This window comes from Bacteroides sp. D20 (assembly GCF_003436255.1).
Classification (GTDB): Bacteria; Bacteroidota; Bacteroidia; order Bacteroidales; family Bacteroidaceae; genus Bacteroides; species Bacteroides uniformis.
Map to the genome: position 1 here is coordinate 49,861 of NZ_QSOO01000006.1, position 23,597 is coordinate 73,457.

The window sequence follows — 23,597 nt, forward strand, 5'->3', positions numbered from 1 at the left end:
TACGTTTGTTTTATTTGCTCACAAAGTTAGAATAAAAACTTAGTATTTGAAGCTACTGCCTCCTAAAAATTCTCTCAATAAGGATGTCGGTGGAATTTCTTTGTCCTGCACGGGGGTGAAATATTTGATGAATTTCAGCAACCGGTAGGCTTCTGCGTATTCCGGACAGTTCCGTGGAACACTGGTAAGGATGGGCTCTGCGTGGCAGCGGAGCACGGCGAATTCGAACAAGAGGGCAGAGTTGAACATAACGTCGGCATTTTCCTGATAGGGGAATATCCATTTGTCCTCGCCGGCACGTACACTGGGCCAGCGTGAAATGGTCTCTTGTGCCGAGTAGCCGCGGTAGTTGAAGTCGCGGATGATGCGGCGCAGCAGGCGGTTGTCCGTGGTGGGAATCCAGTTGTGGTCGTCCAGCGAGATGGTGGTCAGGGCGGATACATAAATCTTGTATTTGCTGGCGGCGGGAATCTGTGGTGTCAGTTCAGGGTTCAGGGCATGAATTCCTTCCAGGATGAGGATGGTATGCTCGTCGATGCGTAGTTTGTCGCCCTTGTACTCTTTCTTCCCGAGGTTGAAGTTGAAGCGGGGCAGCTCCACTTCTTCGCCACGGAGCAATGCCTGCAGCTGGGTGTTGAAGAGTTCGAGGTCAAGGGCGTAGAGTGATTCGTAGTCGTAGTTTCCGTTTTCGTCGCGCGGGGTGTCTTCACGGTCTACGAAGTAGTTGTCCAGCGAGATGGGATAGGGGCGCAGGCCGTTGGTCATCAACTGCACGCTGAGCCGCTTGCTGAAAGTTGTCTTTCCGGAGGACGATGGGCCGGAGATGAGTACGAGCTTCACCCGGTTGCCGTTTTCGCCGCGACGGTAGATGTCGTCGGCTATTTGGGCTATCTTTTTCTCCTGCAGGGCTTCGGCTACGTTGATGAGGTCGGTGGCATGGCCTGTCTCGCAAGCCAGATTGAAGTCGCCCACGTTGCTCAGCCCCATGATGTAGTTCCAGCGCAGGTGTTCCTTGAATACGTCGAGCATCTTCTCCTGCTTCACCACTTCTTCCAGTACATTCGGGTTCTCCTTGTTGGGGATACGCAGCAGCAGGCCGTCGTAATACTTCACGATGTCGAACAGCCAGATGAACCCGGTACTGGGCAGCAGGTTGCCGTAGTAGTAGTCTACGGTGTCGCCCAATGTGTAATAATAGGTATATAGCGAGCCGGAGGTTTCCAGCAGCTTAACCTTGTCGTTCATGCCCCGTTCGCTAAAGATACGCACAGCCTCGGTGGTGTGGCATTCTACACGATGGTAGGGGATGTTTTCGGCGATGATTTCCTGCATCCGTTTCTTGATGGCGGTCACATCTTCCAGCTCTATGGAACGGCCGATGCGCAAGTTACAGAAGTAACCTTTGGATACCGGATGCTCTACGAACAGTTTTCCTTCCGGAAACAGCTCGCTGACAGCTTTGTAAAGAATGAAGCAGAGGGAACGGACATAGGTGCGCATACCTGAGGAGTCACGTATGTCGAGAAACTCTACATCCTTATTGTTGTATACACGGAAATTCAGTCCTTCGGAACGGTTGTTGACCTTTGCACTGACTACCTGATAGGGGAAATTTAGATTAAAACCGTAATAAATATCCAAAAGTGAGCTCCCTATAGGGAATTCTTTAGAAATATTATTATTTTTGCAACAAATTTGTAACATGTGTTTCATGATGTCTCGTTTTTAGTGGGTTGACACGTTAAATATAGGACATTATAACACGTGAAGGAATGAAACACCTTAAATAATTAAAGATGGAATATTCTTTTTATGATTTTTTAAAGCTACTCGGCTCATTGGCACTGTTTCTTTACGGAATGAAGATTATGAGTGAGGGGCTTCAAAAATTTGCCGGTGACAGACTGCGGAAAATATTGACCGCAATGACAACCAACAGAGTGACCGGTGTGTTGACGGGCGTGCTGATTACAGCACTTGTACAATCTTCCTCTGCAACCACGGTGATGGTTGTAAGTTTTGTCAATGCGGGGTTGTTAACGCTTTCACAATCCATAGGTGTCATAATGGGTGCTAATATCGGTACGACTGTTACGGCATGGATTATTTCAGCTTTAGGTTTCAAGGTGGACATTGCCGCCTTTGCTCTTCCTCTTCTTGCTTTCGGCATTCCTCTCCTCTTCTCTCAAAAAAGTAACCGCAAGTCTGTCGGTGAATTTATTTTCGGTTTCTCATTCTTGTTCATGGGGCTTTCCTATTTGAAAAACAATGCTCCTGACTTGAGCCAAAATCCTGATATGCTGTCATTTGTGCAGGACTATACCGACATGGGCTTTATCTCCATACTCCTTTTTGTGGGTATCGGTACGGTGTTGACCATGATTGTGCAGGCATCTGCGGCAACTATGGCCATTACGCTTATTATGTGCGCCAACGGCTGGATTAGTTTCGAATTGGGGGCAGCACTGGTTTTGGGAGAGAATATCGGTACAACCATCACGGCAAACCTTGCGGCGCTGACCGGTAATACGCAGGCGAGGAGGGCTGCTTTGGCTCATTTGGTATTCAATGTGTTTGGTGTGATATGGGTGTTGTGTCTTTTCACCCCCTTTACCGAGGCTGTGTCATGGTTCGTAGAGAACGTGATGGGTACTAAAGATCCGGCTGTGGCCGTATCCTTCAAGCTTTCGGCATTCCATACTTGCTTCAATATCTGCAACGTGCTGATATTGATATGGTTCGTGAAGTTTATCGAACGTACGGTCTGTGCCATTATTCCAATGAAGGAGCAGGACGAGGAATATCGCTTGCGTTTTATCTCGGGCGGTATGCTTTCTACGGCAGAGCTGTCCATCTTGCAGGCAAGCAAGGAAATACATCTCTTTGCCGAACGTACCCGCCGTATGTTCGGAATGGTGCAGGACTTGCTGCATACGGAGAAGGATGATGATTTCAACAAAGTGTTCAGCCGTGTGGAGAAGTACGAGAATATCAGTGACAGCATGGAGCTGGAGATTGCCAATTATCTGAATCAAGTGTCCGAAGGGCGCCTGAGTTCGGAAAGTAAGTTGCAAATACGTGCCATGCTGCGTGAAGTGACGGAGATAGAGAGCATCGGCGACAGCTGCTATAACCTGGCACGTACCATCAACCGCAAGCGCCAGACCAATCAGGATTTCACCGAGAAGCAGTACGAGCATATCCATTTCATGATGAAGCTGACGGATGATGCCTTGGAGCAGATGATTGTCGTGGTGGAACATCCGGAGCATGCAGGCGCGGATGTGAACAAGTCCTTTAATTTGGAGAATGAAATCAATAATTACCGCAATCAGCTGAAGAATCAGAATATCTTGGATGTGAATAACAAGGAATATGATTACCAGATGGGTGTTTACTATATGGACATCATTGCAGAATGTGAAAAGCTGGGTGACTATGTGGTGAATGTAGTGGAAGCCAGCAGCGATATAAAAGAAAAGAAAGCGTCTTAGGACGCTTTCTCAAATTCTTCTTTGCCTACTCCACACAAGGGGCAAACCCAATCTTCGGGAAGGTCTTCGAAAGATGTTCCCGGTTCTATTCCATTTTCAGGGTCGCCTAATTCAGGGTCATAGACATAATCGCATACAGTGCAAATGTACTTTTCCATAAATTTCTTTTTTAGGTTTATTCTTCTATAATAACGTTTAAAAGCCCTTTTTGTTTTATTGTTGAACAAAATAGTCTATTTCTGTTTCTTATTAAAACAACATTTTATGAAAATGGCCGACAAGCTGTTCTGGGCGATTATGCGGGATGCCATAGAAAATGCCGACTGTTCCAAATCGGTGTTTCTGGCGAATATGAGCCATGAAGTCCGTACTCCGTTGAACGTAATTGTCGGATTCTCGGAATTGCTGGCCTCTGCATCGACGGGCGAGGAGGAGATACTGTTACTGGAAATTGTGCAAAGTTATTTCTACGTAAAAGACACGGGAACCGGTATTCCTTAGGAGAAGTTGCCACATGTTTTTGAACGTTTCGTCAAGCTGAAGCAGGGAAAGGAAGGTACCGGACTGGGGCTCTCCATTTGCCAGACTATTGTCCGCAAATTGAGGGAGGCGAAATAGGCGTGGAATCGGAAGAGGGGGCAGGTTCGACTTTCTGGTTCACATTGCCGTGGGAGCTTGCAACCGGACCGAAACTGGTAAGGGAAAAAGAGAATCGATGACAGTCAATTAATCACTAATCATTATATAGGTATTGTTTTCCCGGATTATTATTGTATTTTTGCGTTCCAAAATTAAACCTAAAGACTTGCATGGCTGCAATAAAGGATGATTATTATCATGTCGGGCTGACCGACGAACAAGTGCGGAAGAGCCGCGAGGAACATGGAGTAAATTTATTGACGCCTCCTAAACGGCCTTCCTTATGGAAATTGTATCTGGAGAAGTTTGAGGACCCCGTAGTAAGGGTATTGCTGGTTGCCGCTCTGTTTTCTTTGATTATTTCCATTGTAGAGAATGAATATGCCGAGACTATCGGCATTATAGTAGCCATTTTGCTGGCTACCGGTATCGGTTTCTTCTTTGAGTATGATGCCGGTAAGAAGTTTGACCTGCTGAACGCAGTGAACGAAGAAACTTTGGTGAAAGTAATTCGTAACGGACATGTGCAGGAGATTCCCCGTAAAGATGTAGTGGTGGGTGATATCGTGGTGCTGGAAACCGGTGAAGAGGTTCCGGCGGACGGTGAATTGCTGGAAGCCATTTCCCTGCAAGTGAACGAATCGAATCTGACCGGTGAGCCGGTAGTGACGAAAACTACCGTAGAAGCCGACTTTGACGAAGAGGCTACGTATGCTTCCAACCGCATTTTACGCGGTACAACGGTGGTGGACGGACATGGCACCATGCGTGTGGAGGCTGTGGGCGATGCTACGGAAATCGGTAAAGTGGCACGTCAAAGTACCGAACAGAATACGGAACCTACTCCGCTGAATATCCAGCTGACCAAATTGGCCAATCTGATTGGAAAGATTGGCTTTTCCGTAGCGGGTCTGGCTTTTCTCATTTTTTTTGTAAAGGATGTGGTACTGGTCTATGACTTTTCTTCATTTCATACCTTCCGTGATTGGCTGCCGGCTTTGCAGGCTACTTTGCAATACTTTATGATGGCGGTTACCCTGATTGTGGTGGCTGTGCCCGAAGGCTTGCCGATGAGCGTGACACTCAGTCTGGCGTTGAATATGCGCCGCATGCTCTCCACCAACAACCTGGTGCGCAAGATGCATGCATGCGAGACGATGGGAGCCATTACAGTGATTTGTACCGACAAGACCGGTACATTGACCCAAAATCTGATGCAGGTGCATGAACCCAATTTCTATGGTTTGAAGAATAACGGGCAGCTGGGGAATGATGACCTCAGCAAGCTGGTAATGGAAGGTATCAGTGCTAACTCCACTGCTTTCCTGGAAGAAGAGGTGACTGGCGAGAAGCCGAAAGGGGTGGGTAACCCCACGGAGGTGGCACTGCTGCTTTGGCTGAACAGCCAAGGATGCGACTATCTGGCGCTGCGTGAGAAAGCTACGGTTATCGACCAGCTGACTTTCTCTACGGAAAGGAAATTCATGGCTACCCTGGTGCAATCCCCCCTGATTGGGAAGAAGGTGCTGTATGTGAAGGGAGCTCCCGAGATTGTTTTGGGTAAATGCAAGGATGTCATGTTGGACGGCAAGCGTGTGGATGCGGTGGAATACCGTTCTACAGTGGAGGCTCAGTTGCTCAACTACCAGAATATGGCTATGCGTACACTTGGCTTTGCATTCAAGATTGTGGATGATGCGGAAGCGTCTGATTGTGTGTCATTGGTTGCTGAAAATGACTTGTCGTTCCTCGGTGTGGTTGCCATCAGTGACCCTATCCGTCCGGATGTGCCTGCGGCCGTTGCCAAATGCCAGTCGGCAGGTATCGGAGTGAAGATTGTGACGGGAGATACACCGGGTACGGCTACCGAGATAGCACGCCAGATTGGTCTGTGGAAACCGGAGGATACGGAAAAGAACCGCATTACGGGAGCTGCATTTGCCGAATTGACGGATGAGGAGGCATTGGACCGTGTGATGGACTTGAAGATAATGTCGCGTGCACGCCCCACAGACAAACAGCGTCTGGTGCAACTGTTGCAGCAGAAAGGTGCGGTAGTGGCTGTGACGGGTGACGGCACGAATGATGCTCCTGCGTTGAACCATGCGCAAGTGGGACTTTCGATGGGTACTGGAACCTCCGTTGCCAAGGAGGCCAGCGACATCACGTTGCTGGATGACTCCTTCAACAGTATAGGTACGGCCGTGATGTGGGGACGTTCTTTATATAAGAATATACAGCGTTTCATTGTTTTTCAACTGACTATCAATTTTGTGGCTTTGTTTATCGTTCTCCTGGGTTCACTGGTGGGTACGACGCTTCCTTTGACCGTCACGCAGATGTTGTGGGTGAACCTGATTATGGATACGTTTGCGGCCCTGGCCCTGGCGTCCATTCCACCCAGTGAGAGCGTGATGAAGGAAAAGCCACGTAAGAGTACGGATTTCATTATAACCAAGTCCATGAGGTATTACATTCTGGGAATGGGGTCTGCCTTCCTGGTGTTACTTATGGGAATGCTCTTCTGGTTTAACAGTGAAGAGGGGGGGATGACTACCTATCGGTTGACTGTGTTCTTCACGTTCTTTGTTATGCTTCAGTTCTGGAACTTGTTCAATGCACGTGTGTTCGGCACTTCGGACTCGGCGTTCAAGGGCATTTCTAAATCTTATGGCATGGAGCTGATTATACTTGCCATTTTGGGCGGACAGATACTGATTGTACAGTTTGGTGGAGCTGTATTCCGCACAGTGCCGCTCGATTTTATGACTTGGATGACGATTGTCGTTTCTACTTCGTTTGTTTTGTGGATAGGTGAACTGGTTCGCCTTATCCGACGTTTAACACAGAAATAGTGATGAAAAGAAGAGGAATCAAGAACCTTATTATTGATTTTGGCGGAGTTCTGATTGATTTGGACCGCCAGCGCTGTTTAGAGAATTTCAGAAAGCTGGGATTGCCGGACGTGGAAGTCATGTTGGACCTCTATCACCAGCAGGATTTCTTCCAGAAATATGAAAAAGGGTTGATTACCAGTGCGGAGTTCCGGGAAGTGATTCGTGGAAAGATAGGGAAACCGGTGACTGATGCCCAGATAGATGACGCCTGGAACAGTTTCCTAGTGAGTATTCCTACTTTTAAATTGGATTTACTGTTGGAACTGCGCAAAAAATATGTGGTCTATCTGCTGAGCAACACCAATGAAATCCATTGGCAATGGTCGTGTCTGCACGCGTTTCGCTACAAGGCTTTCCGTGCGGAGGACTTTTTTGAGCATATCTATCTCTCTTATGAGATGAAGATGGCAAAACCGGATGCCGATATATTTCAGAAAGTACTGGATGAGACCGGTATTCTTCCCAACGAGACTCTTTTCATTGACGATTCTGAGGCCAATTGCCGGACAGCGGAGGCGTTGGGTATTTCTACCTATACGCCAAAGGCCCACGAGGATTGGAGACATGCAGTTGTTTTGTGAAACATCGGACATTGGTTCCCGTCCAAGTGTAGCCACTATCGGTTTCTTTGACGGAGTACATCGGGGACACCGCTACCTGATAGAGCAAGTGTGTGCGGTAGCTGCCGGGCGTGGGCTTGCTTCGTCGGTCGTGACTTTTCCGGTACATCCGCGTAAAGTGATGCAGGCCGATTATCATCCGAAGTTATTGACCACTTGTGATGAGAAAGTTTCCCTGCTAGCCAAGACTGGGGTGGATTATTGCATGATGCTTGATTTTACTCCTGAAATAGCCCGGCTTTCGGCACGGGAATTCATGTCCATACTGAAGGATCGCTATCAGATACAAGCTTTGGTAGTAGGATACGACCATCGTTTCGGGCATAACCGCAGCGAGGGTTTTGAAGACTATGTGCACTATGGTCGCGAATTGGGTATGGAGGTGCTTCTTGCGCGCGCGTATTCTTATAGTAAGGAAGCATCGGTAACGGAGGTTACTGTCAGCTCCTCGGCTATTCGAGGTCTGTTGCAGGAGGGAAACGTTTCGGAAGCTGCCGAGTATCTGGGATATGATTTCTTTTTGGACGGTACGGTTGTCGGCGGCTATCAAGTGGGGCGTAAAATAGGTTTTCCTACGGCTAATCTCCGTGTTTCCGATTCTGACAAGCTGATTCCCTGCGATGGTGTGTATGCCGTCCGTGTCTGTGTTGAAGGCAAGGAGTACGGCGGTATGCTAAGCATTGGCTACCGACCTACGTTGGAGAACGGCCCCGATCGCAGTATTGAGGTCCATATATTCCGGTTTGATGCTGATATTTATCAGCAGCCGATGCGTCTTTCCTTTGTGCGCCGCACCCGTCCTGAACTGAAATTCGACAGTATAGAAGAACTTATTGCCCAGCTTCACCGTGACGAGGTGGAGATTAAATCCATTCTTGCTTTATAAACATAAGGCAATAAGGTCATTTATCCCCTTGCAGTTCTATGTATTTTCCCGTTTGAAGTGTTTGCTTTCTGTATATTTATCGTAAAACGCGTTTTTTTTATTGTTTTTCGATAAATATTTTCTGTTTTTCTTTGTCATACCAAAAAAAGGTCTTTTATTTGCATATCGAAAAACGATAAATGATTATCGAAAAACAAAATAAAGAACTAATAAAACAATAACGGTATGAAAACTTTAGTAATGACAACAATCTTTGTAGTGACAGTAGTGATAAATGCTTTTGGTGGTAATATCCAGGAAAACTTTGCCTATAATGAAGTGATGAACGGAAATCAGGTGGAGTCCCAGATTGTATATAAAGTAGAGAACGGTAAGTTTCTGCAGAACCATTTGAAATACAATTTCACCTATGATGCCCAAGGGCGTACGATACAGAAGGAGGCGTTGAGATGGAACGAGATTGAGCAGGCGTTTGAACGCTTCTATTGCTTGAACTACAATTATACGGAAGCCGGTACGGATGTGGAATATGCCTTGTGGGACAACAAGACGAATGCCTACTCCGATGTGAAGGAAAAAGCTGTTTATCTGCAGGCGGGAGATGACATCAACTACTTGAGTTACAAATGGAGTAAGAAGGACAACGACTGGAATCTGTTGGTGGAACATGCCACTGCGGAGGAAGACGTATTGCTCCTGGCAGTAAAATAAATGAAGAACAATATAGAAATGAGGGAGGGGTTTAGGTTATGAGAAGAGCATTCATGAGTATTACACTATTGGTATTGTCACTTTCTACAGTGATGGTGCTGCTGATGGGACTTGTTGCCACAGCTTGACGGATTGACAGAGAAAATGTGTATCTTTGCGAACTTTTAGACGAATAGAACAATGAAAACGGCAATAAAACTAGTATTGATTTACTTTTTGATGCAGATTGTAGGAGCACTGTTTGCAGGACCTTTCTGTCTGCTGTATACGTATTTCGCTTATGGAACTTTCGACATGGACAAGGCTGGTCAGATTGCTGTGGCGCCTACCATGCTGCTGGGCTTTGTTTTCATGGGACTGTACTTGTGGCGCAAGAACTACCTGACGGGAGACAAGCATCTGTATTCTCCGGTGTCAGTCCCTTATCTGGCATGGAGCCTGCTTGCCGGAATGACTTCCATATGTATAATAGGTCTTCTGATGTCCGAACTTACTTTTTTGCCCAATTTGTTGGACCAGACATTTGATATACTGCAATCCGGTTGGCTGGGTATTCTCTGTATTTCTGTTTTGGGACCCGTACTGGAAGAACTGCTTTTCCGTGGTGCCATTACCAAGGAGCTGCTTCGCAGATATAGCCCGGCAAAGGCTATCTTGTTTTCCGGGTTGATATTCGGTATCTTTCATCTGAATCCGGTTCAGATAATAGGTGCTTGCCTCATCGGTTTCTTGCTTGCCTGGCTTTATTATAAGACACGGAGTCTTATGGCATGTATTCTGATACATATCATGAATAACGGCTTGTCTGTCTATCTGAGCCTGAAACATCCTGAAATGGAGGATGTGACACATCTGCTGAGTAACCCGTATGTACTGGTTTGGGCAGTGGTTTTCATATTGTTGCTTCTACTCTCCTTGAAACAACTGAATAAATATAATATATCTGATACTAATACAACAACAACTGAATTATGAAAAGAAGATTGAACATTCTCTGCCTGGTGGTAATGCTTGTACTGAGTTACTCGGTATTGGAGCAGGGGTACTATATCTTTCTGGGAGCCAAGATGGGGGCGCAGACCGGACTGGAGCTGGGAAAGAAAGGGAGTGACATTGCTGCCTACAAGGAACTGATGAACCTGAAGGTTGTCAACCTGATACCTTCTTCCATGGAGTCGTTTGATTTCTTCAGGGATTCCGTCTACAATGAGAAAAGCAGGAGTTATGTGCCTGCAGCCTACTCTTCGTTGATGGTCAGCGTAAATTCTCATGATTCTGTTGGGAAAGTGGTGGCAAAGTATTTGCTGATATATCTGCATTTGGGCTTTTCTCTTTGGGCGGTAGTATTGTTTATCCGCTTGATAATCTCTATCAACAAGTCCGACATCTTCAACTGGCGGAATGTACGTCGGCTGCGTCGATTGGGAATGGCACTGGTTGTCAGCTTCTGCTGTACCTTTGCGTCATCATATCTTGATTTTATAGGTATCGATACCGTATTCTCGCTGCATGGTTACGAGCTGAGCCTCTCAGAATTGGTGAGCACTACCACGCTGGTACTTGGGCTTTGTTCGCTGATTGTAGGTGAAGTGTTTGCCATTGGGTTGAAGATGAAGGAAGAGCAGGACTTGACGATTTAATGAAAGGAGATACAATAATGAAAAAGATTCAGATATTGGCAATATTAGTTATTGTAGCATTAGTATTTACTGGTTTGAAAGGTGGAATTGAAGGTGCGGTTGATGGCTGGAATCAAGCAGGAGACAGTCGGGAGTTTGACTTCTCTACTGTAAATGTTGCAGTGAAGGCTGATGAGACTTTGATAGCAGATTCTCTTTTTAATAGTGTGGCAAAGCGGAATATTCCGTATTGTATTGAAACCCTGGAGACACAAGTGGAAGAGTCCGTTTGGGGTGTTGTATTGAATATTCTGATGTTTCCTGTGGCATTTGCCGGCTTGTATGGTTTTTTCTGTTTGATAAAGATGGTTATGGCTGTAACCCGTCGGGAAGTGTTTATTCGTGATAATGTATTTCGTATGCGTGTTTTTATTTATACAATCATTCTTATGGGAATACTTCTTGAACTGAAACAGTATTGTCAATATTGTGATGTCGTTTCTCAGATTCATTTGGCCGGTTATGAAATAGAGTCTTATTGGCTTAAATATCCTTGGTTTTATTTTTTGATATTAGCTCTTTTCACCGAGATATTCGCCATCGGCGTGAAGATAAAGGAAGAGCAGGATTTAACGGTTTAATGTGGGGGGAGGATTATGAAAAAGATAAGTATATTGGGTATCCTGGCTATATTGGTCATTGTTGCAGAGTTTACCTATGCGATGATAGCGGGCTGGGTGGATATGAAGAATAGTTTTCTTGAGGGTTACAATAGTGTAAATGTGCATTCGGGAACTCCACAGCCGGAGTATTCCGGTTTATTTGATAAGGTATATGTGGATGTAAGACCTTTGGAAACGACAGCAGTCGATTCCTTGACGAATCGTTTTGCCGATAAGTCAGTACCTTATCAGGTAAAGAGAATAGGCACTGTGATTGTCCCCACTGTCTGGAGTTCCATAGTGAACTTCTTTGCCATGTTTGCCATCATTCCTTTCTTTGTAGGAATCTATTGCCTGATACGTTTGCTGGTATCCATCTCAAAGCGGGAAGTGTTTACTTCGGATAATGTAGCCCGGTTGCGTTTCTTTACTTATTCGTTTGCTGCATTGTACGGCTTGATGACTTTGCACGATTGGCTGAATCATCTTGAAGCAGTGAAGCAAGTGGCTCTGCTGGGCTACGAAGTGGTTGCATCGCATGATACGGATTTCACATCCCTGGTTATTATAATTCTTTTCACCGAGATATTTGCCGCCGGGGTGAAGATAAAGGAAGAACAGGACTTAACTATTTAGGTGTGAGTGGGAAAAGAATAATTGATAAATAGAACACAATTATATGATTATAGTAAACCTTGACATAATGATGGCCCGAAGAAAGATATCTTTGGGCGAACTGGCGGAGAAGATTGATATTACGCCTGCCAATCTCTCTATTCTCAAAACCGGAAAGGCTAAGGCCATCCGTTTCTCTACACTGGAAGCAATCTGTAAGGAACTTGATTGCCAGCCGGGGGATATACTGGAGTTTAAGGAGGGATAAATAGGGAGAAGAAGGCGCAAGTAGAGGTTGAAATGCTTACCGCCTTAAGAAACTCCGTTTACGTACTACAGTAAACACCTTTACATACTACGGTAAACGCCTTTACATACTATGGTAAACGTCGTTACTTCATAATGTAAAAGCCGTTACATTCTGGAGTAACGGCTTTTACATTATAGGGTAAACATCCGGTAAATATAATCTGCTGATTATTAGCTTATATATTGTCGGTCGTAACCTTTAGATGCCTTTCGCTTTGAAGGCCAGCGCATACATTCGCATCTGCTTTACCATAGACAGCAGTCCGTTGCTACGGGTGGGCGACAAGTGTTCCTTCAGTCCTATTTTATCAATGAAATAGAGGTCGGCGTTCAGTATCTCATCCGGTGTGTGCCCGGAGAGTACTTTGATAAGCAGTGAAATGATTCCTTTCACAATCAGTGCGTCGCTTTCGGCCTGGAAAATAATTTTTCCGTCCACTTCGTCTGCCTGCAGCCATACGCGGCTCTGGCAACCTTCAATCAGGTTTTGTTCCGTCTTGTATTTTTCGTCGAGCGGTTCCTGCTCGTTTCCTAAATCAATAAGAAGTTGGTACCGGTCCATCCAATCGTCGAAATCATTGAATTCGGCAATTACTTCATCTTGTACTTCGTTGATACTTATCATGGGATTTACTATTTTACTATTTACGATTTACTATTTGATGGTCTATTTCTCATTGTAGATGACTTCCAGCAAGGTCTGTCCCACTGCGTTGAGAGTGCCCTTGTCGATGATGTCCATGGTGTCGTCTATCGTGTGCCAGAAGTCACCGAAGCCGGTGTCGCAGTTCGGGTCATAGTTGATGATGTCTACGCAGGGAATCTGCCGCAGGTTGTATACATACATATGGTCGTCTGTCACTTCGGTGCCTTTTTCTTTGGGGAAGAAGTTGCCGAAGCCCAGGCGGTGGGCTGTGTTCCATATCTTGTTCACGTACTTACCGGCGGTTCTTTGAGAGAACTGTTCCTTGTAGAAGGTGGCGTTCTTTCCGCCTACCATGTCGAGCAGGATGCCGTAGCGGGCATTATAGCCGTCTACATGGGGTACTCGTCCCCAATATTGCGAGCCCAGGCACCAAGTGTCGTTCTTGTATGCACCTTGATAGAAGTAGGGGATGCCATAGTCTTCGGCGTCAAAGAAGATGATGTCGATGCCTATGGCTGGAGCCTGCTGCTGTAGTTGGCGGGCCACTTCGAGCAATACGCCCACACCGCTGGCTCCATCGTTCACACCCAGGATAGGGCTGTGATGCTTCGTCTTGTCGGCATCCTGGTCGGCATAAGGACGGCTGTCCCAATGGGCACAGAGCAGTACACGCCTTTTGCTTTCCGGATTATAGGCGCCGATAACATTGCGCGCTTTCAGGATGGTGTTGTCGTAAGCCACCAGGTCGGCATGCTGGTTGTATACTTTGGCGCCGAATTCTTCCAGCTTCTTGGCAAGGAATTCTCCGCAGGCTTTGTGGGCGGCGGTGTTGGGCACGCGCGGACCAAAATCCGCTTGGGTCTGTATGTATTGATATGCACTGTCTGCACTGAACTGAGGCACTTGGACAGTCGCTTTGGTCGCATCGCCCTCACTGTCATTATCGGCTGCAGACTTGCTGCTGTTGTTGCTGCATGCCACTATCGCTACAATCAGCAACAGCAGCAACGGGATGAATGTATAATTCCGTTTCATTCTCTTTCTGTATTAAAACTTAGTTTCACTTCTTTCTTTCCAACTTTCAGTGTTACCGCAGCGCCGTTTATCAGCGGTACATTCATGCTGACATGTCCGACGGGAAAATCGAAACATATCGGGTAATCGTATTCCTTCACCAAATCGGCCAATGCGCCATATAGGTCTTTTCCCAGGGACTTGTTCTCCTCGTATTCGGTGAATTGTCCGATGATGAGGCCGGAAAGCTTGTCGAGGACACCGCCCAGTTTGAGATTGTACATCATGCGTTCCACCGCATGCGGGCGTTCTCCCACATCTTCGATGAAGAGGATGGTGCCTTCGGCGGGAATATCGTAAGGAGTACCACGCAGCCCGTAGAACACAGACAAATTGCCGCCGCGCAACACGCCTTTTCCCTCTCCCTTATGATTTAGTTTGTGCCCCGGGCAGACATAACTGAATGCTTCGGTTCCTCCCAATGCCTGCCCGAACAGTATATCCTTCAGTGCTTGTGTGCAGAAGTCGTCTTCCGGTTCTACTGTGAGATGGCGCGCCATGGGGGCGTGCAACGACGCGAAGCCATTCTGCTGGAACAGATTATGGAGGGCGGTGATGTCACTGAATCCGATGAGCCATTTGGGATGCTGCCTGAACTTGGTAAAATCCAGTTTGCCTATCAGATGCGCGGCTCCGTAACCGCCCCGACTACAGAATATGACTTTGGCTTCTTCATCGTCCATGGCTTCCTGCAGGTCCTCGAGGCGTTGCCGGATATTTCCTGCATACGTTCCGTTGGAACTCCCCGCGTGCTTTGCGAATACGACTTCCAGCCCCCAGGACTTCAAACGTTTGTAGGCGCCTTTCAGGAAAGATTTGTCAATCTTGCTGGAAGGGGAGAGAACAATGACACGATCACCTTCCTGCAGATACGGAGGGAAAATAAGACTACCCATATTATATTATCAATCTATTTTGGGCAAAAGTACACAATTCACCACAGATATCACAGATTAACACGGATTTTTAACAGAAGAGAGGGAGGTTATATATGATATATAATCAACAGAGTAACTCAAATTCTGTTCAAATCCGTGTCAATCTGTGTAATCTGTGGTGAACATATCAAAATGATATTAAACATATAAAATTTCAATGGGGCAAATGCCGTATTTCTCGACATTTTTTTAGATATTTGCTAAAAATCTAACGTTATGGAACCGATACGGAACTTTGCCCAGTTAACAGCCCACCTGAAAACCTTGAATAAGAGGAAACGTATTGCGGTAGTCTGTGCCAATGACCCTAATACAGAATATGCCATATCCCGTGCCTTGGAGGAGGGGATTGCGGAATTTCTGATGATTGGCGATTCTGCCATATTGGAAAAATATCCCACCTTGAAGAAATATCCTCAATATGTCAGTACCTTGCATATAGAAGATTCCGATGAGGCTGCACGTGAGGCGGTGCGTATCGTACGCGAGGGTGGAGCGGACATCCTGATGAAAGGCATCATCAATACCGACAATTTGCTACGTGCCATTCTGGACAAGGAACATGGTTTGTTGCCTAAAGGAAAGATTCTGACCCATCTGGCCGTGATGCAGATACCTACTTACGATAAACTGCTCTTTTTCTCCGATGCTGCGGTCATTCCCCGCCCGACGCTGCAACAGCGCATTGAAATGATTTGGTATGCCATCCATACTTGCCGCCATTTCGGGATAGAGCAGCCACGTATCGCGCTGATTCATTGCACGGAGAAGGTAAGCGCCAAATTCCCCCATTCATTGGACTATGTGAATATTGTGGAACTGGCGGAAGCCGGAGAGTTCGGCAATGTCATCATCGACGGCCCGCTGGATGTGAAGACCTCTTGTGAGAAGACGAGCGGTAACATCAAAGGCATTGTATCACCGATTGACGGGGAGGCGGATGTGTTGATATTCCCAAACATCGAATCGGGCAATGCTTTTTATAAGGCTGTATCTCTGTTTTCTCATGCCGATATGGCCGGGTTGCTGCAAGGACCCTCATGTCCGGTGGTATTACCGTCGCGTAGCGATTCCGGTTTGTCCAAATATTACAGCATTGCCATGGCTTGCCTGACCAGCGGGGTGAAAGAACCTTGATTGTAATTAGTAATTTGTAGTTCGTAATTTGTAAATCGTAATCAATGAAAATACTGGCAGTAAATCCCGGTTCCACCTCGACAAAAATTGCTGTCTATGAGGATGAAACTCCCCGTCTGGTACTCAACATCCGGCATTCGGTGGAGGAGCTTTCCCAATTTCCCCGCATCATCGACCAGTTCGAATTCCGCAAGCACTTGGTGCTGGAAGCGCTGGAGGCCAATGACATTCCCTTTAAGTTCGATGCCATCGTCGGCCGTGGGGGATTGTTGAAACCCATTCCTGGCGGTGTGTATGCCGTGAACGATGCCATGTTGGACGATATGCTCCACGCCATGCGTACCCACGCCTGCAACTTAGGTTGTCTGATAGCCCACGAACTTGCCGCCATGCTGCCCGGCTGCCCCTCTTTCATAGCCGATCCCGGCGTGGTGGACGAGCTGGACGATGTGGCACGCATCACCGGTTCGCCTCTGATGCCCAGCATCACCATCTGGCACGCCTTGAACCAGCGAGCCATCGCCCGGCGCTATGCTGCCGAGCGTAGTGCCCTGCAGCCCGAAGCTCCCGTGCATTACGAAGACCTCAATCTGATTGTCTGTCACTTGGGTGGAGGCGTTTCCGTAGGAGTCCACCGCCACGGCCGTGCGGTGGACGTGCCCAATGCCCTCGACGGTTTCGGTCCTTTTTCGCCCGAACGTGCAGGCACCCTGCCCGCCGGGCAACTGATAGACCTTTGTCACTCGGGGCGTTACACTACCGAAGAACTGAAGAAACGTATTTCCGGCAAGGCGGGACTTGCCGCCCATTTGGGTACTACCGACATTCCCGCCATAGAGAGGCGCATCGCTGAGGGAGACACCCATGCCGCTTTGGTGCTTGATGCCATGATTTACCGCATTGCCAAGGAGATAGGCGGTGCTGCTGTTGTGCTTTATGGCAAGGTGGACGCCATTCTGCTTACGGGAGGTATGGCACATTCCGAGTACATCACTTCGCGGTTGCAGGAGCGCGTGTCTTTCCTTGCTCCCGTCCACGTCTATCCCGGAGAAGACGAATTGGAAGCATTGGTAATGAATGCGCTGGGAGCTTTGCGTGGAGAGCTTCCGGTGCAGGTTTACCGATAATAATCATATCGCTTTTGTTCTTCATGAAAGTGTCATAACTCACCACAGATTACACAGATTCACACAGATTTTTTTAGTTTATTGATATCTGACATATTTATCTGTGTGAATCTGTGTAATCTGTGGTGAGTTATGACATATATGGAATCCCGGTTTACTTACCGTAATCGTCGTACATCATCAACAGATGTGAGGAGCTCCAGCTGAAATGGGGAGCTTTCAGGCGTTCGCCGGTATGGGTTCCGTAGTTCTCGTGGATGGGAGCACCCTCTTTCAGCCCGCTCAGGCGGTCGAAGACTTGCAGCGTATATTCATCTGCCAGTTGGTTGTAGCCGTAGTTGCGCAGTCCGCGGATGGCAAAGTAGGTCTGGTCCAGCCAGATGGGGCCACGCCAGTAGCCGCGCGGATTGTATTTGGGATTGTCGGCGGCAATGGTCGGGAAGGGGATATACGTGGAGAACTTTGCCGTATCTTGAAGCATGGGCAGCATGCTGTCCACTTGCGCTTGTGTGGCAATCCGGGTCCACAACGGAGTGTAGGCTTCGCAGCCCGGCTCTTCGATGAATGAACCGTCCTTCAGGCGGCGGTCGCAGAAGAAGTTGATGTTCTTGTCAAAGAAATAGTCGGCTACCTGGCTACTGTAGTCCGGTGCGTCGAAAGGTATCTTCAGCAGGCTGGAGAATTTCTTCAGCAGTTTGCATTCCAGTGCCAGATAAGCGTTCAAGTCCACACTCTCCTGATCCATACTCCAGGCATCCTCGTAGCCTTCGTTTTTCAGCATCACGGCGCCGTCAAAACGGATGGCGTTGTCCATGCCGCTTTCCCAGGCGGCAGCTTCCAGTGTTCCGTCGGTAGCACCGTACTCGCACATGCCATTGCGGTTGTGGTCGCGCTTCTCGTACCACCATTTATAATAGGAGAGCAGTTGCGGATACATCTCGGCAACGAAGGCGGTGTCACCCGTATGGGTAAATATTTCATCGACAGCCCAGCATACCAAGGGAGGTTTGCTGTCACGGGCATTGTTCTCGGAGGGGTCAGTGTAGATACAGTCGATAATCATGCCGTCCGGTTGCTGGTAGTCGAACATGGCTCGGATGTTGTTCTTGGCCAGTTCGGGGTCGAATTTGGCGGTTCCGGCACTGAAGCGCCAGCTATCCCATGCCCAAAATCCGACGAAATAGCCTACGGCATGGCTCGGGATGATACCTTCGTGAAGCAATCCACCGCGGTGTGTCCGCCAATTGGAGATGAGCGTGGTGACGGCTTTCACGGCGATACGGTCATATTCGGGCTTCATGTCCTTGCGCAGTATCTTAGTGAGGTAACCTTCCCAACGTTCGGCATTGGCTTGCAGGGCGGGGGCGGGATTGTTGAGCAGGCTCGGCAGGTTTTGCAGGTTGGCAGTCATCTCTTTTTCGGAAGTGAAGAAAGAGATGGCTACGTTGACAGGGTAGCGCGGAGAGCGGACGAGGGCTGTATAGTTATTGTCGGTCTTGGCCAGCTCTACATTAGGAGTGAAGGTCACGGTTACGGTTTCGCCACTGGGATGACGGGCGATGACGGAGTTCTGTTCTACGCTGACGGTGATGTCTTTGCCCCATTGGCTACCGGAGAGCAGCAGGTCTTCAGCCGTGTCGGCTTCGATGCGCAGCAAGGCGGTCGAGGCACTTGTGAAGTTGAGCCGTTGCGTGATGCTCCCGTGGGTGGAATGTGCCGACATATAGAGCTCGCCGGGGTAATAGCAAGTGGAATCCGGAACAAAAATCTCTTGTGTATCTTTGGCAAAGCTTACGACGGCGGCTGACTGTGCCATCCACTGGCGGCGGAACATATCGAGGCTGAAGGGGCCGCAGAAGCCGTTGACCCATTGTTGCCGTTCGGGCAGCGTGAAGCCCATCCACGAGCCGGCGTCGGTGAACCAACCATAGCAGCGGTGCAGGGTGTCGGGAGTGTAGGAGATGTCCAGTATGTCGGCGAAGGCATACCGTTTCTCCGTAGTGCTTTTCATGCCGGGGGTGCAGGCTGCGATGCCTGCGGCCAACAATGTGAAGCAGAGTATGCGTATAAATTTGTATTTCATATGAATGAGGTATTTAACGGTTATTTGTGCGCTTGTTCCGCTGCATCATCCTCCGGTGCGAGAGGGGCGAGCGTGAAGCTGTATTTCCATTCGTGCGGAGTGATGGTGTACTCGGGATGAACTTGTGCTCCCCAGGTATTGTCACCGCCTACGCCCATCTGCTTGTGGTCGATGTTGAGCCATATCATATCTTTCTTCTGGATGCTTCCACCGTGGCGGCGCTCCATCTGTGAGGGACGGTATTCAATGTCCTCCATCGGGAAGTTCCAGGCGCTTACGCTCAACGGTTCCTCGCCCACTACCAGCAGACCTTCACCGGCAGCATTGCGCAGGGCCACCCAGCGTACGTCACAATGATTGGCCGTCTCTTGGGCACGTACATACGGATGGAACTGTTCCCACACCGTGGCGTTGTAGAGGCCTATCAATGCTCCCGTCTTGCGGTCGGCGTACGTCTCTTGCGGACCACGGCCCAACCAGGTCATCATTTCATATTCGGCAGGGAGTATCATGCGCATGCCCAGACGAGGCATCTCGCTCAATGGCTTCTTGCCGGGGGTGAAGTGCATGGTTACCTGAACCTTGCCGTCGGGAGTGATTTTGTAGAGAGTCTGCAAATCAGCATCTTGTTCTTCCATGCGGTAGGTCGCAGTGACAGTAGCCGTTTGTCCGGCTTCTGCAACTTCGATGTTCTGCAGTTTGGCATCGCGTCCGGCGTTTCTCCAGGTGCCGCAGCGTATCAGGTGCCCATTTGGAATATCATTATCGGTCAACGGGCGCCAGAAGTTGGGTTGTAGCCCTTCTTTAATCAGATTCTTTCCGGTGTAGTTCAACTCTGTCATTTCACCGTTTCGGGTAGAGAAAGCTACCTGGAAGTTGTTGCCTTTCACGGTCAGTGTTTCGTTGTTGCGGTCTACGGTCAGCGTTCCTTCCACCGGCTGAACGGTTTTGGCTGACGGTGCAGAAGGCAATTCCCATTGTTCGATGGCAACCTCGTGTCCTTTCGGTACTAATGGCGCTTCGTGCTTGGTAAATGCACGCAGTGTGAGGAAATACTCCTTGCCGTCGGCAGGCAGCGCTTTCAGTGGCAATTCTATGTTGGCAGAGTTTCTGGGAGCAATCTTGGGGAAATCCATCTCACCGTTCTGAACGGTCTTGCCGTCGCATTCCACTGCCCAGTGGAGGGTATATCCTTCCAATCCGATGAAATCGTGCCAGTTGGTGACCTTTATCTTGTTCGGGGTGAAGGCAAGCGGTTCGAAGTGGATGTATTGCAATACCTTCTTCACTTCGTAAATGTGCGGGTGCGGGGTGCGGTCGGCAGTAACCAGGCCGTTGGCACAGAAGTTGGAGTCGTTGACGACACCTACAAATCCCATGTCGCCGCCAAAAGCCCAGATGTCGCGCTGGTTCTCGTCCTTGATGGCAAACGTCTGGTCCACCCAGTCCCAAATGAAACCGCCTTGCAGCTGGTCGTACTTGTAAATCAAGTCCCAGTAGTCCTGGAAGTTACCTACACTGTTACCCATGGCATGGGCATATTCGCAGAGAATCATGGGGCGGGCATCACGCTGGTTCACGTGTTGGCGCAACCTCCAGATGCGTGCGTACATGGGGCAATAGATGTCGCTCTTGGAGTTGTAGCCACCCCCTTCATATTGTACGGGACGGGTGGGGTCTATCTTCTTGGTATAGTCATACAGAGTTTCGAAGTGCTTGCCGTAGCCCGACTCGTTGCCCATGGACCAAGTCACGATGGCAGAGTAGTTGCGGTCGCGTGCAATCATACGGCTCATCCGCTGCATGAAAGGCACCTCCCAGTCGGGATAGTTGGCAAGGGTCTCATCCTTGTGGAACATCATGCCATGGCTCTCGATGTTGGCTTCGTCTACCATATAAAGTCCGAATTCTGTGCAAAGCTCGTACCACGCATAGTTGTTCGGGTAGTGGCAGTTGCGTACACCGTTCAGGTTGAACTGCTTCATCAGCTGGATGTCGTGTATCATGGACCCCACGGTGATGGTACGTCCCTTGTGCGGGTCGTGCTCGTGACGGTTCACCCCCTTGAAGAGGACGGCCTGGCCGTTAATCATCTGCATGCCGTTCATCATTTCCACGGTACGGAAGCCAAAAAGGTGCGTAAAGGATTCCTGCGGTTTCCCTTGTGCATCAAAGGTGCTGACTACCAGCGTGTAGGTGTTCGGTGTTTCGGCATTCCAGGCTCGTGCATTCGTGAACACTTGCTGCTGGGTAAACAAAGTGTCTGTGGCAGAGGTTATGGACTTTTTCCGGTCATAGATAACCTTGTCCTTGTCCATTACCTTGACTTCCACCGTTTCTCCGGCTTTAGGCCGATGGAGGAATACGTCCAGCTTTAGTTCGCCATCCTTGTAGTTGTTTATCAGTTCCGCTGTCATCCGGAAGTCCTTGACGCGGCTCTGGGGGCGGGCGTAGAGATAAACACTCCGTTCGATGCCGCTGTATTTCCAGTAGTCCTGGCCTTCCAGGTAGGAACCGTCGCTATAACGGAATACTTTTACAGCCAGTTTATTGTTGCCCTTCTTCAGCAGGTGGGTGATGTTGAAGTGCGACGGTAGGCGGCTGTCTTCTGCATATCCTGCCAATTCGCCGTTTACCCATACATAGTAGGCAGACTCCACCCCTTCGAAATTAAGGAAGATGTCCATGCCTTCCCAGCTAGCCGGGACGGTGAACTCGCGGATATAAGCACCTACGGGATTGTAGTCGGTAGGCACGTAGGGCGGATTGGGGGGGAACGGATAACGGGTATCTGTATAGATAGGTGCATCGAAGCCTTGCAGTTCCCAGCTTCCCGGAACTTCAATTTTACTCCACTTGCGGGTACTGAATCCGGGCTTGTGAAAGTCTTTGGGGCAGAGGTCATTGTTCTTTGAAAAAAGAAATTTCCAGGTGCCGTCCAGAGTGATACGGCGTTCCGTTGCAGGATTAACGTCGAACCGTACGTCGGCGGGCAAGGCACGTTGTTTCAATGCGTTGGCTTCATTCGTAAACGGGGTGAAGTGGGCGTGCATCGGTTCTCTGTTCATTTCGTTGACTTGCGGGTTCTGCCACGGCTCGTTGTCGGCCAGGGCACCGGTGCAAAGCAGCGAAGAAAGGAGAAAGGTATAAAGTTTGGTTTTCATTATTAATAGGATTTAGTGATATAAAAATGGCTCTTGTCAGAGACCGGTGTCTGTCAAAAGAGGGTAAAAGCCCTATATCGAGCAGAACAATGTCACCAGGAACGGAACGCTGAAATCGACCACAAACCCGTGGAAGATGGAAACTACGACAAACTGCTGTCCGGCTGTCCGTGTGATGATGGGCAGTGTGGTGTCCATCGTCGTGGCTCCTCCGGCAGAGATGGGGGCAAGGTTTCCGAACCATCGTACCAGCAACGGGGCGGCCAGCAGTGTCAGAATCTCCCGGCTGATATTGGCAAGCAGGGCGATGGTGCCCAGCTCGGCTCCCTTGTATTCGGTAATGAAGATGCTGGAGAGCGAGTAATAGCCGAATCCCGAGCCTACGGCCAGACAGTCCGTTATAGAACGGTGTGTCAGAATCAGACTGACGGCTGCCGAACCTGCCAGTGTTCCCAGTATCGTCATGATGGGCAGGAATACCAGCCGCGGATTGAGTGAACGGAAGTTCTTCAGGGTCTGCGGGTCGTTGCCTACGCTCAACCCTACACTGAACATCAGCGCGCAAAGCGCGTAGTAGCTGATATTGGTTTCTGCAATATCAAAAGGCAGCAGATGGCACACACCACAAATCGTACCCAATACAAAAAAGCCCACAATGATAAGACTTCCTTTCATGCCCTGCCTCCTTTCCTTTTATACAAGGCTCTCCAGAGTGCCCAAGCAGCGATAACACTTCCCAAGGTCCCTCCCAGGGTGAGGACAACGGCTTCATATCCGATGGTATGGAGTCCTCTGATAATCTCTTCGTTACTTCCTACCTCAATACCGAGGATAAACAGTAGCAGCCAGATAAGCAGGGTGATGATTGGATGAATCTTCTTTAAGTCCCGTTTCCGTAAGAGGTAGCCCAGCAGCATTCCTGTGAGCATTAGTCCGATGATTGTAAACATTGTCTGTATGGTTTTGTGAATAGATG

21 protein-coding genes and 1 pseudogene are annotated in these 23,597 nt (G+C 48.6%); 13 read left to right on the forward strand and 9 right to left on the reverse strand.

From position 1 onward, the window contains the following. Positions 1–39: 39 nt before the first annotated feature. Positions 40–1,713 (reverse strand): nucleoside kinase, encoded by a 1,674-nt coding sequence (locus DXD78_RS08015; protein WP_117652678.1) that lies wholly within the window; start codon positions 1,711–1,713, stop codon positions 40–42. An 83-nt stretch (positions 1,714–1,796) separates the two neighbouring features. Here DXD78_RS08015 and DXD78_RS08020 point away from each other — a divergent pair, with 83 nt between their 5' ends. Next, the gene (locus DXD78_RS08020) at positions 1,797–3,494 is read left to right on the forward strand and encodes a Na/Pi cotransporter family protein (protein ID WP_005834507.1); all 1,698 of its coding nucleotides are present in this window, start codon (positions 1,797–1,799) and stop codon (positions 3,492–3,494) included. Here the strand turns inward: DXD78_RS08020 and rd are convergent. Continuing rightward, positions 3,491–3,652 (reverse strand): rubredoxin, encoded by a 162-nt coding sequence (gene rd / locus DXD78_RS08025; protein ID WP_005830549.1) that lies wholly within the window; start codon positions 3,650–3,652, stop codon positions 3,491–3,493. The genes DXD78_RS08020 and rd overlap by 4 nt on opposite strands. A 142-nt stretch (positions 3,653–3,794) precedes the next feature. On the opposite strand from rd, the pseudogene DXD78_RS21470 reads away from it, so the two are divergent. From DXD78_RS21470 to DXD78_RS08075, 10 genes and pseudogenes are all read left to right on the forward strand, one after another. Further along, positions 3,795–4,213: pseudogene (locus DXD78_RS21470) on the forward strand (sensor histidine kinase); the annotation flags it as partial. A gap of 90 nt (positions 4,214–4,303) precedes the next feature. After that, positions 4,304–6,988, forward strand: a complete 2,685-nt coding sequence (locus DXD78_RS08035) for a calcium-translocating P-type ATPase, PMCA-type (protein ID WP_117652679.1) — start codon at positions 4,304–4,306, stop codon at positions 6,986–6,988. A gap of 2 nt (positions 6,989–6,990) precedes the next feature. Further along, on the forward strand, positions 6,991–7,611 hold the full coding sequence (locus tag DXD78_RS08040; RefSeq protein WP_005830542.1) for an HAD family phosphatase: 621 nt from the start codon (positions 6,991–6,993) through the stop codon (positions 7,609–7,611). Further along, the gene (locus tag DXD78_RS08045; protein ID WP_009037680.1) at positions 7,595–8,536 is read left to right on the forward strand and encodes a bifunctional riboflavin kinase/FAD synthetase; all 942 of its coding nucleotides are present in this window, start codon (positions 7,595–7,597) and stop codon (positions 8,534–8,536) included. The genes DXD78_RS08040 and DXD78_RS08045 overlap by 17 nt, the downstream gene beginning before the upstream one ends. 225 nt (positions 8,537–8,761) lie before the next feature. Then, the gene (locus tag DXD78_RS08050) at positions 8,762–9,247 is read left to right on the forward strand and encodes a DUF3836 domain-containing protein (protein WP_005834518.1); all 486 of its coding nucleotides are present in this window, start codon (positions 8,762–8,764) and stop codon (positions 9,245–9,247) included. A gap of 180 nt (positions 9,248–9,427) precedes the next feature. Beyond that, the gene (locus tag DXD78_RS08055) at positions 9,428–10,222 is read left to right on the forward strand and encodes a CPBP family intramembrane glutamic endopeptidase (RefSeq protein ID WP_009037681.1); all 795 of its coding nucleotides are present in this window, start codon (positions 9,428–9,430) and stop codon (positions 10,220–10,222) included. Next, positions 10,219–10,887: a DUF2975 domain-containing protein gene (locus DXD78_RS08060; protein ID WP_009037683.1), complete on the forward strand. Its 669-nt coding sequence runs from the start codon at positions 10,219–10,221 to the stop codon at positions 10,885–10,887. The genes DXD78_RS08055 and DXD78_RS08060 overlap by 4 nt, the downstream gene beginning before the upstream one ends. A 17-nt stretch (positions 10,888–10,904) precedes the next feature. Continuing rightward, entirely contained in the window at positions 10,905–11,507 is a 603-nt protein-coding gene (locus DXD78_RS08065; RefSeq protein WP_034529397.1) for a DUF2975 domain-containing protein, read from the forward strand. Positions 11,508–11,522: 15 nt separating this feature from the next. After that, on the forward strand, positions 11,523–12,164 hold the full coding sequence (locus DXD78_RS08070; protein ID WP_005830526.1) for a DUF2975 domain-containing protein: 642 nt from the start codon (positions 11,523–11,525) through the stop codon (positions 12,162–12,164). Between the two features lie 43 nt (positions 12,165–12,207). Further along, complete coding sequence (locus DXD78_RS08075; protein WP_005830522.1) at positions 12,208–12,411, forward strand: helix-turn-helix transcriptional regulator; 204 nt, start codon at positions 12,208–12,210, stop codon at positions 12,409–12,411. A gap of 240 nt (positions 12,412–12,651) precedes the next feature. Here DXD78_RS08075 and DXD78_RS08080 read toward each other — a convergent pair whose 3' ends face one another. The 3 genes from DXD78_RS08080 to DXD78_RS08090 are packed head-to-tail and all read right to left on the reverse strand — an operon-like array spanning position 12,652 to position 15,068. Next, a complete protein-coding gene (locus DXD78_RS08080; protein WP_034523308.1) occupies positions 12,652–13,074 on the reverse strand; it encodes a SufE family protein in 423 nt (140 codons plus the stop codon). A gap of 45 nt (positions 13,075–13,119) precedes the next feature. Beyond that, entirely contained in the window at positions 13,120–14,133 is a 1,014-nt protein-coding gene (locus DXD78_RS08085; RefSeq protein ID WP_005830510.1) for a M28 family peptidase, read from the reverse strand. Continuing rightward, positions 14,130–15,068 carry an LD-carboxypeptidase gene (locus tag DXD78_RS08090; protein WP_009037685.1) on the reverse strand — a complete coding sequence of 313 codons (939 nt, stop codon included), beginning with the start codon at positions 15,066–15,068 and terminating at the stop codon, positions 14,130–14,132. Before DXD78_RS08090 ends, DXD78_RS08085 begins: the two co-directional genes overlap by 4 nt. A gap of 258 nt (positions 15,069–15,326) precedes the next feature. Here DXD78_RS08090 and DXD78_RS08095 point away from each other — a divergent pair, with 258 nt between their 5' ends. Both DXD78_RS08095 and buk read left to right on the forward strand, forming a co-directional pair. Next, a complete protein-coding gene (locus tag DXD78_RS08095; protein ID WP_005834523.1) occupies positions 15,327–16,247 on the forward strand; it encodes a phosphate acyltransferase in 921 nt (306 codons plus the stop codon). Positions 16,248–16,291: 44 nt separating this feature from the next. After that, positions 16,292–17,374 carry a butyrate kinase gene (gene buk, locus DXD78_RS08100; protein WP_005830498.1) on the forward strand — a complete coding sequence of 361 codons (1,083 nt, stop codon included), beginning with the start codon at positions 16,292–16,294 and terminating at the stop codon, positions 17,372–17,374. Positions 17,375–17,528: 154 nt separating this feature from the next. Here the strand turns inward: buk and DXD78_RS08105 are convergent, their stop codons facing one another. The 4 genes from DXD78_RS08105 to DXD78_RS08120 form a co-directional block, all read right to left on the reverse strand. Then, positions 17,529–19,457 (reverse strand): trehalase family glycosidase, encoded by a 1,929-nt coding sequence (locus DXD78_RS08105; RefSeq protein WP_009037686.1) that lies wholly within the window; start codon positions 19,455–19,457, stop codon positions 17,529–17,531. Positions 19,458–19,477: 20 nt separating this feature from the next. Continuing rightward, positions 19,478–22,621, reverse strand: a complete 3,144-nt coding sequence (locus DXD78_RS08110; RefSeq protein WP_009037687.1) for a glycoside hydrolase family 2 TIM barrel-domain containing protein — start codon at positions 22,619–22,621, stop codon at positions 19,478–19,480. 72 nt (positions 22,622–22,693) lie between these two features. Then, positions 22,694–23,296, reverse strand: a complete 603-nt coding sequence (locus DXD78_RS08115; RefSeq protein ID WP_005830487.1) for a lysine exporter LysO family protein — start codon at positions 23,294–23,296, stop codon at positions 22,694–22,696. Continuing rightward, positions 23,293–23,571: a LysO family transporter gene (locus tag DXD78_RS08120; protein ID WP_005834527.1), complete on the reverse strand. Its 279-nt coding sequence runs from the start codon at positions 23,569–23,571 to the stop codon at positions 23,293–23,295. Before DXD78_RS08120 ends, DXD78_RS08115 begins: the two co-directional genes overlap by 4 nt. Positions 23,572–23,597: the final 26 nt, after the last annotated feature.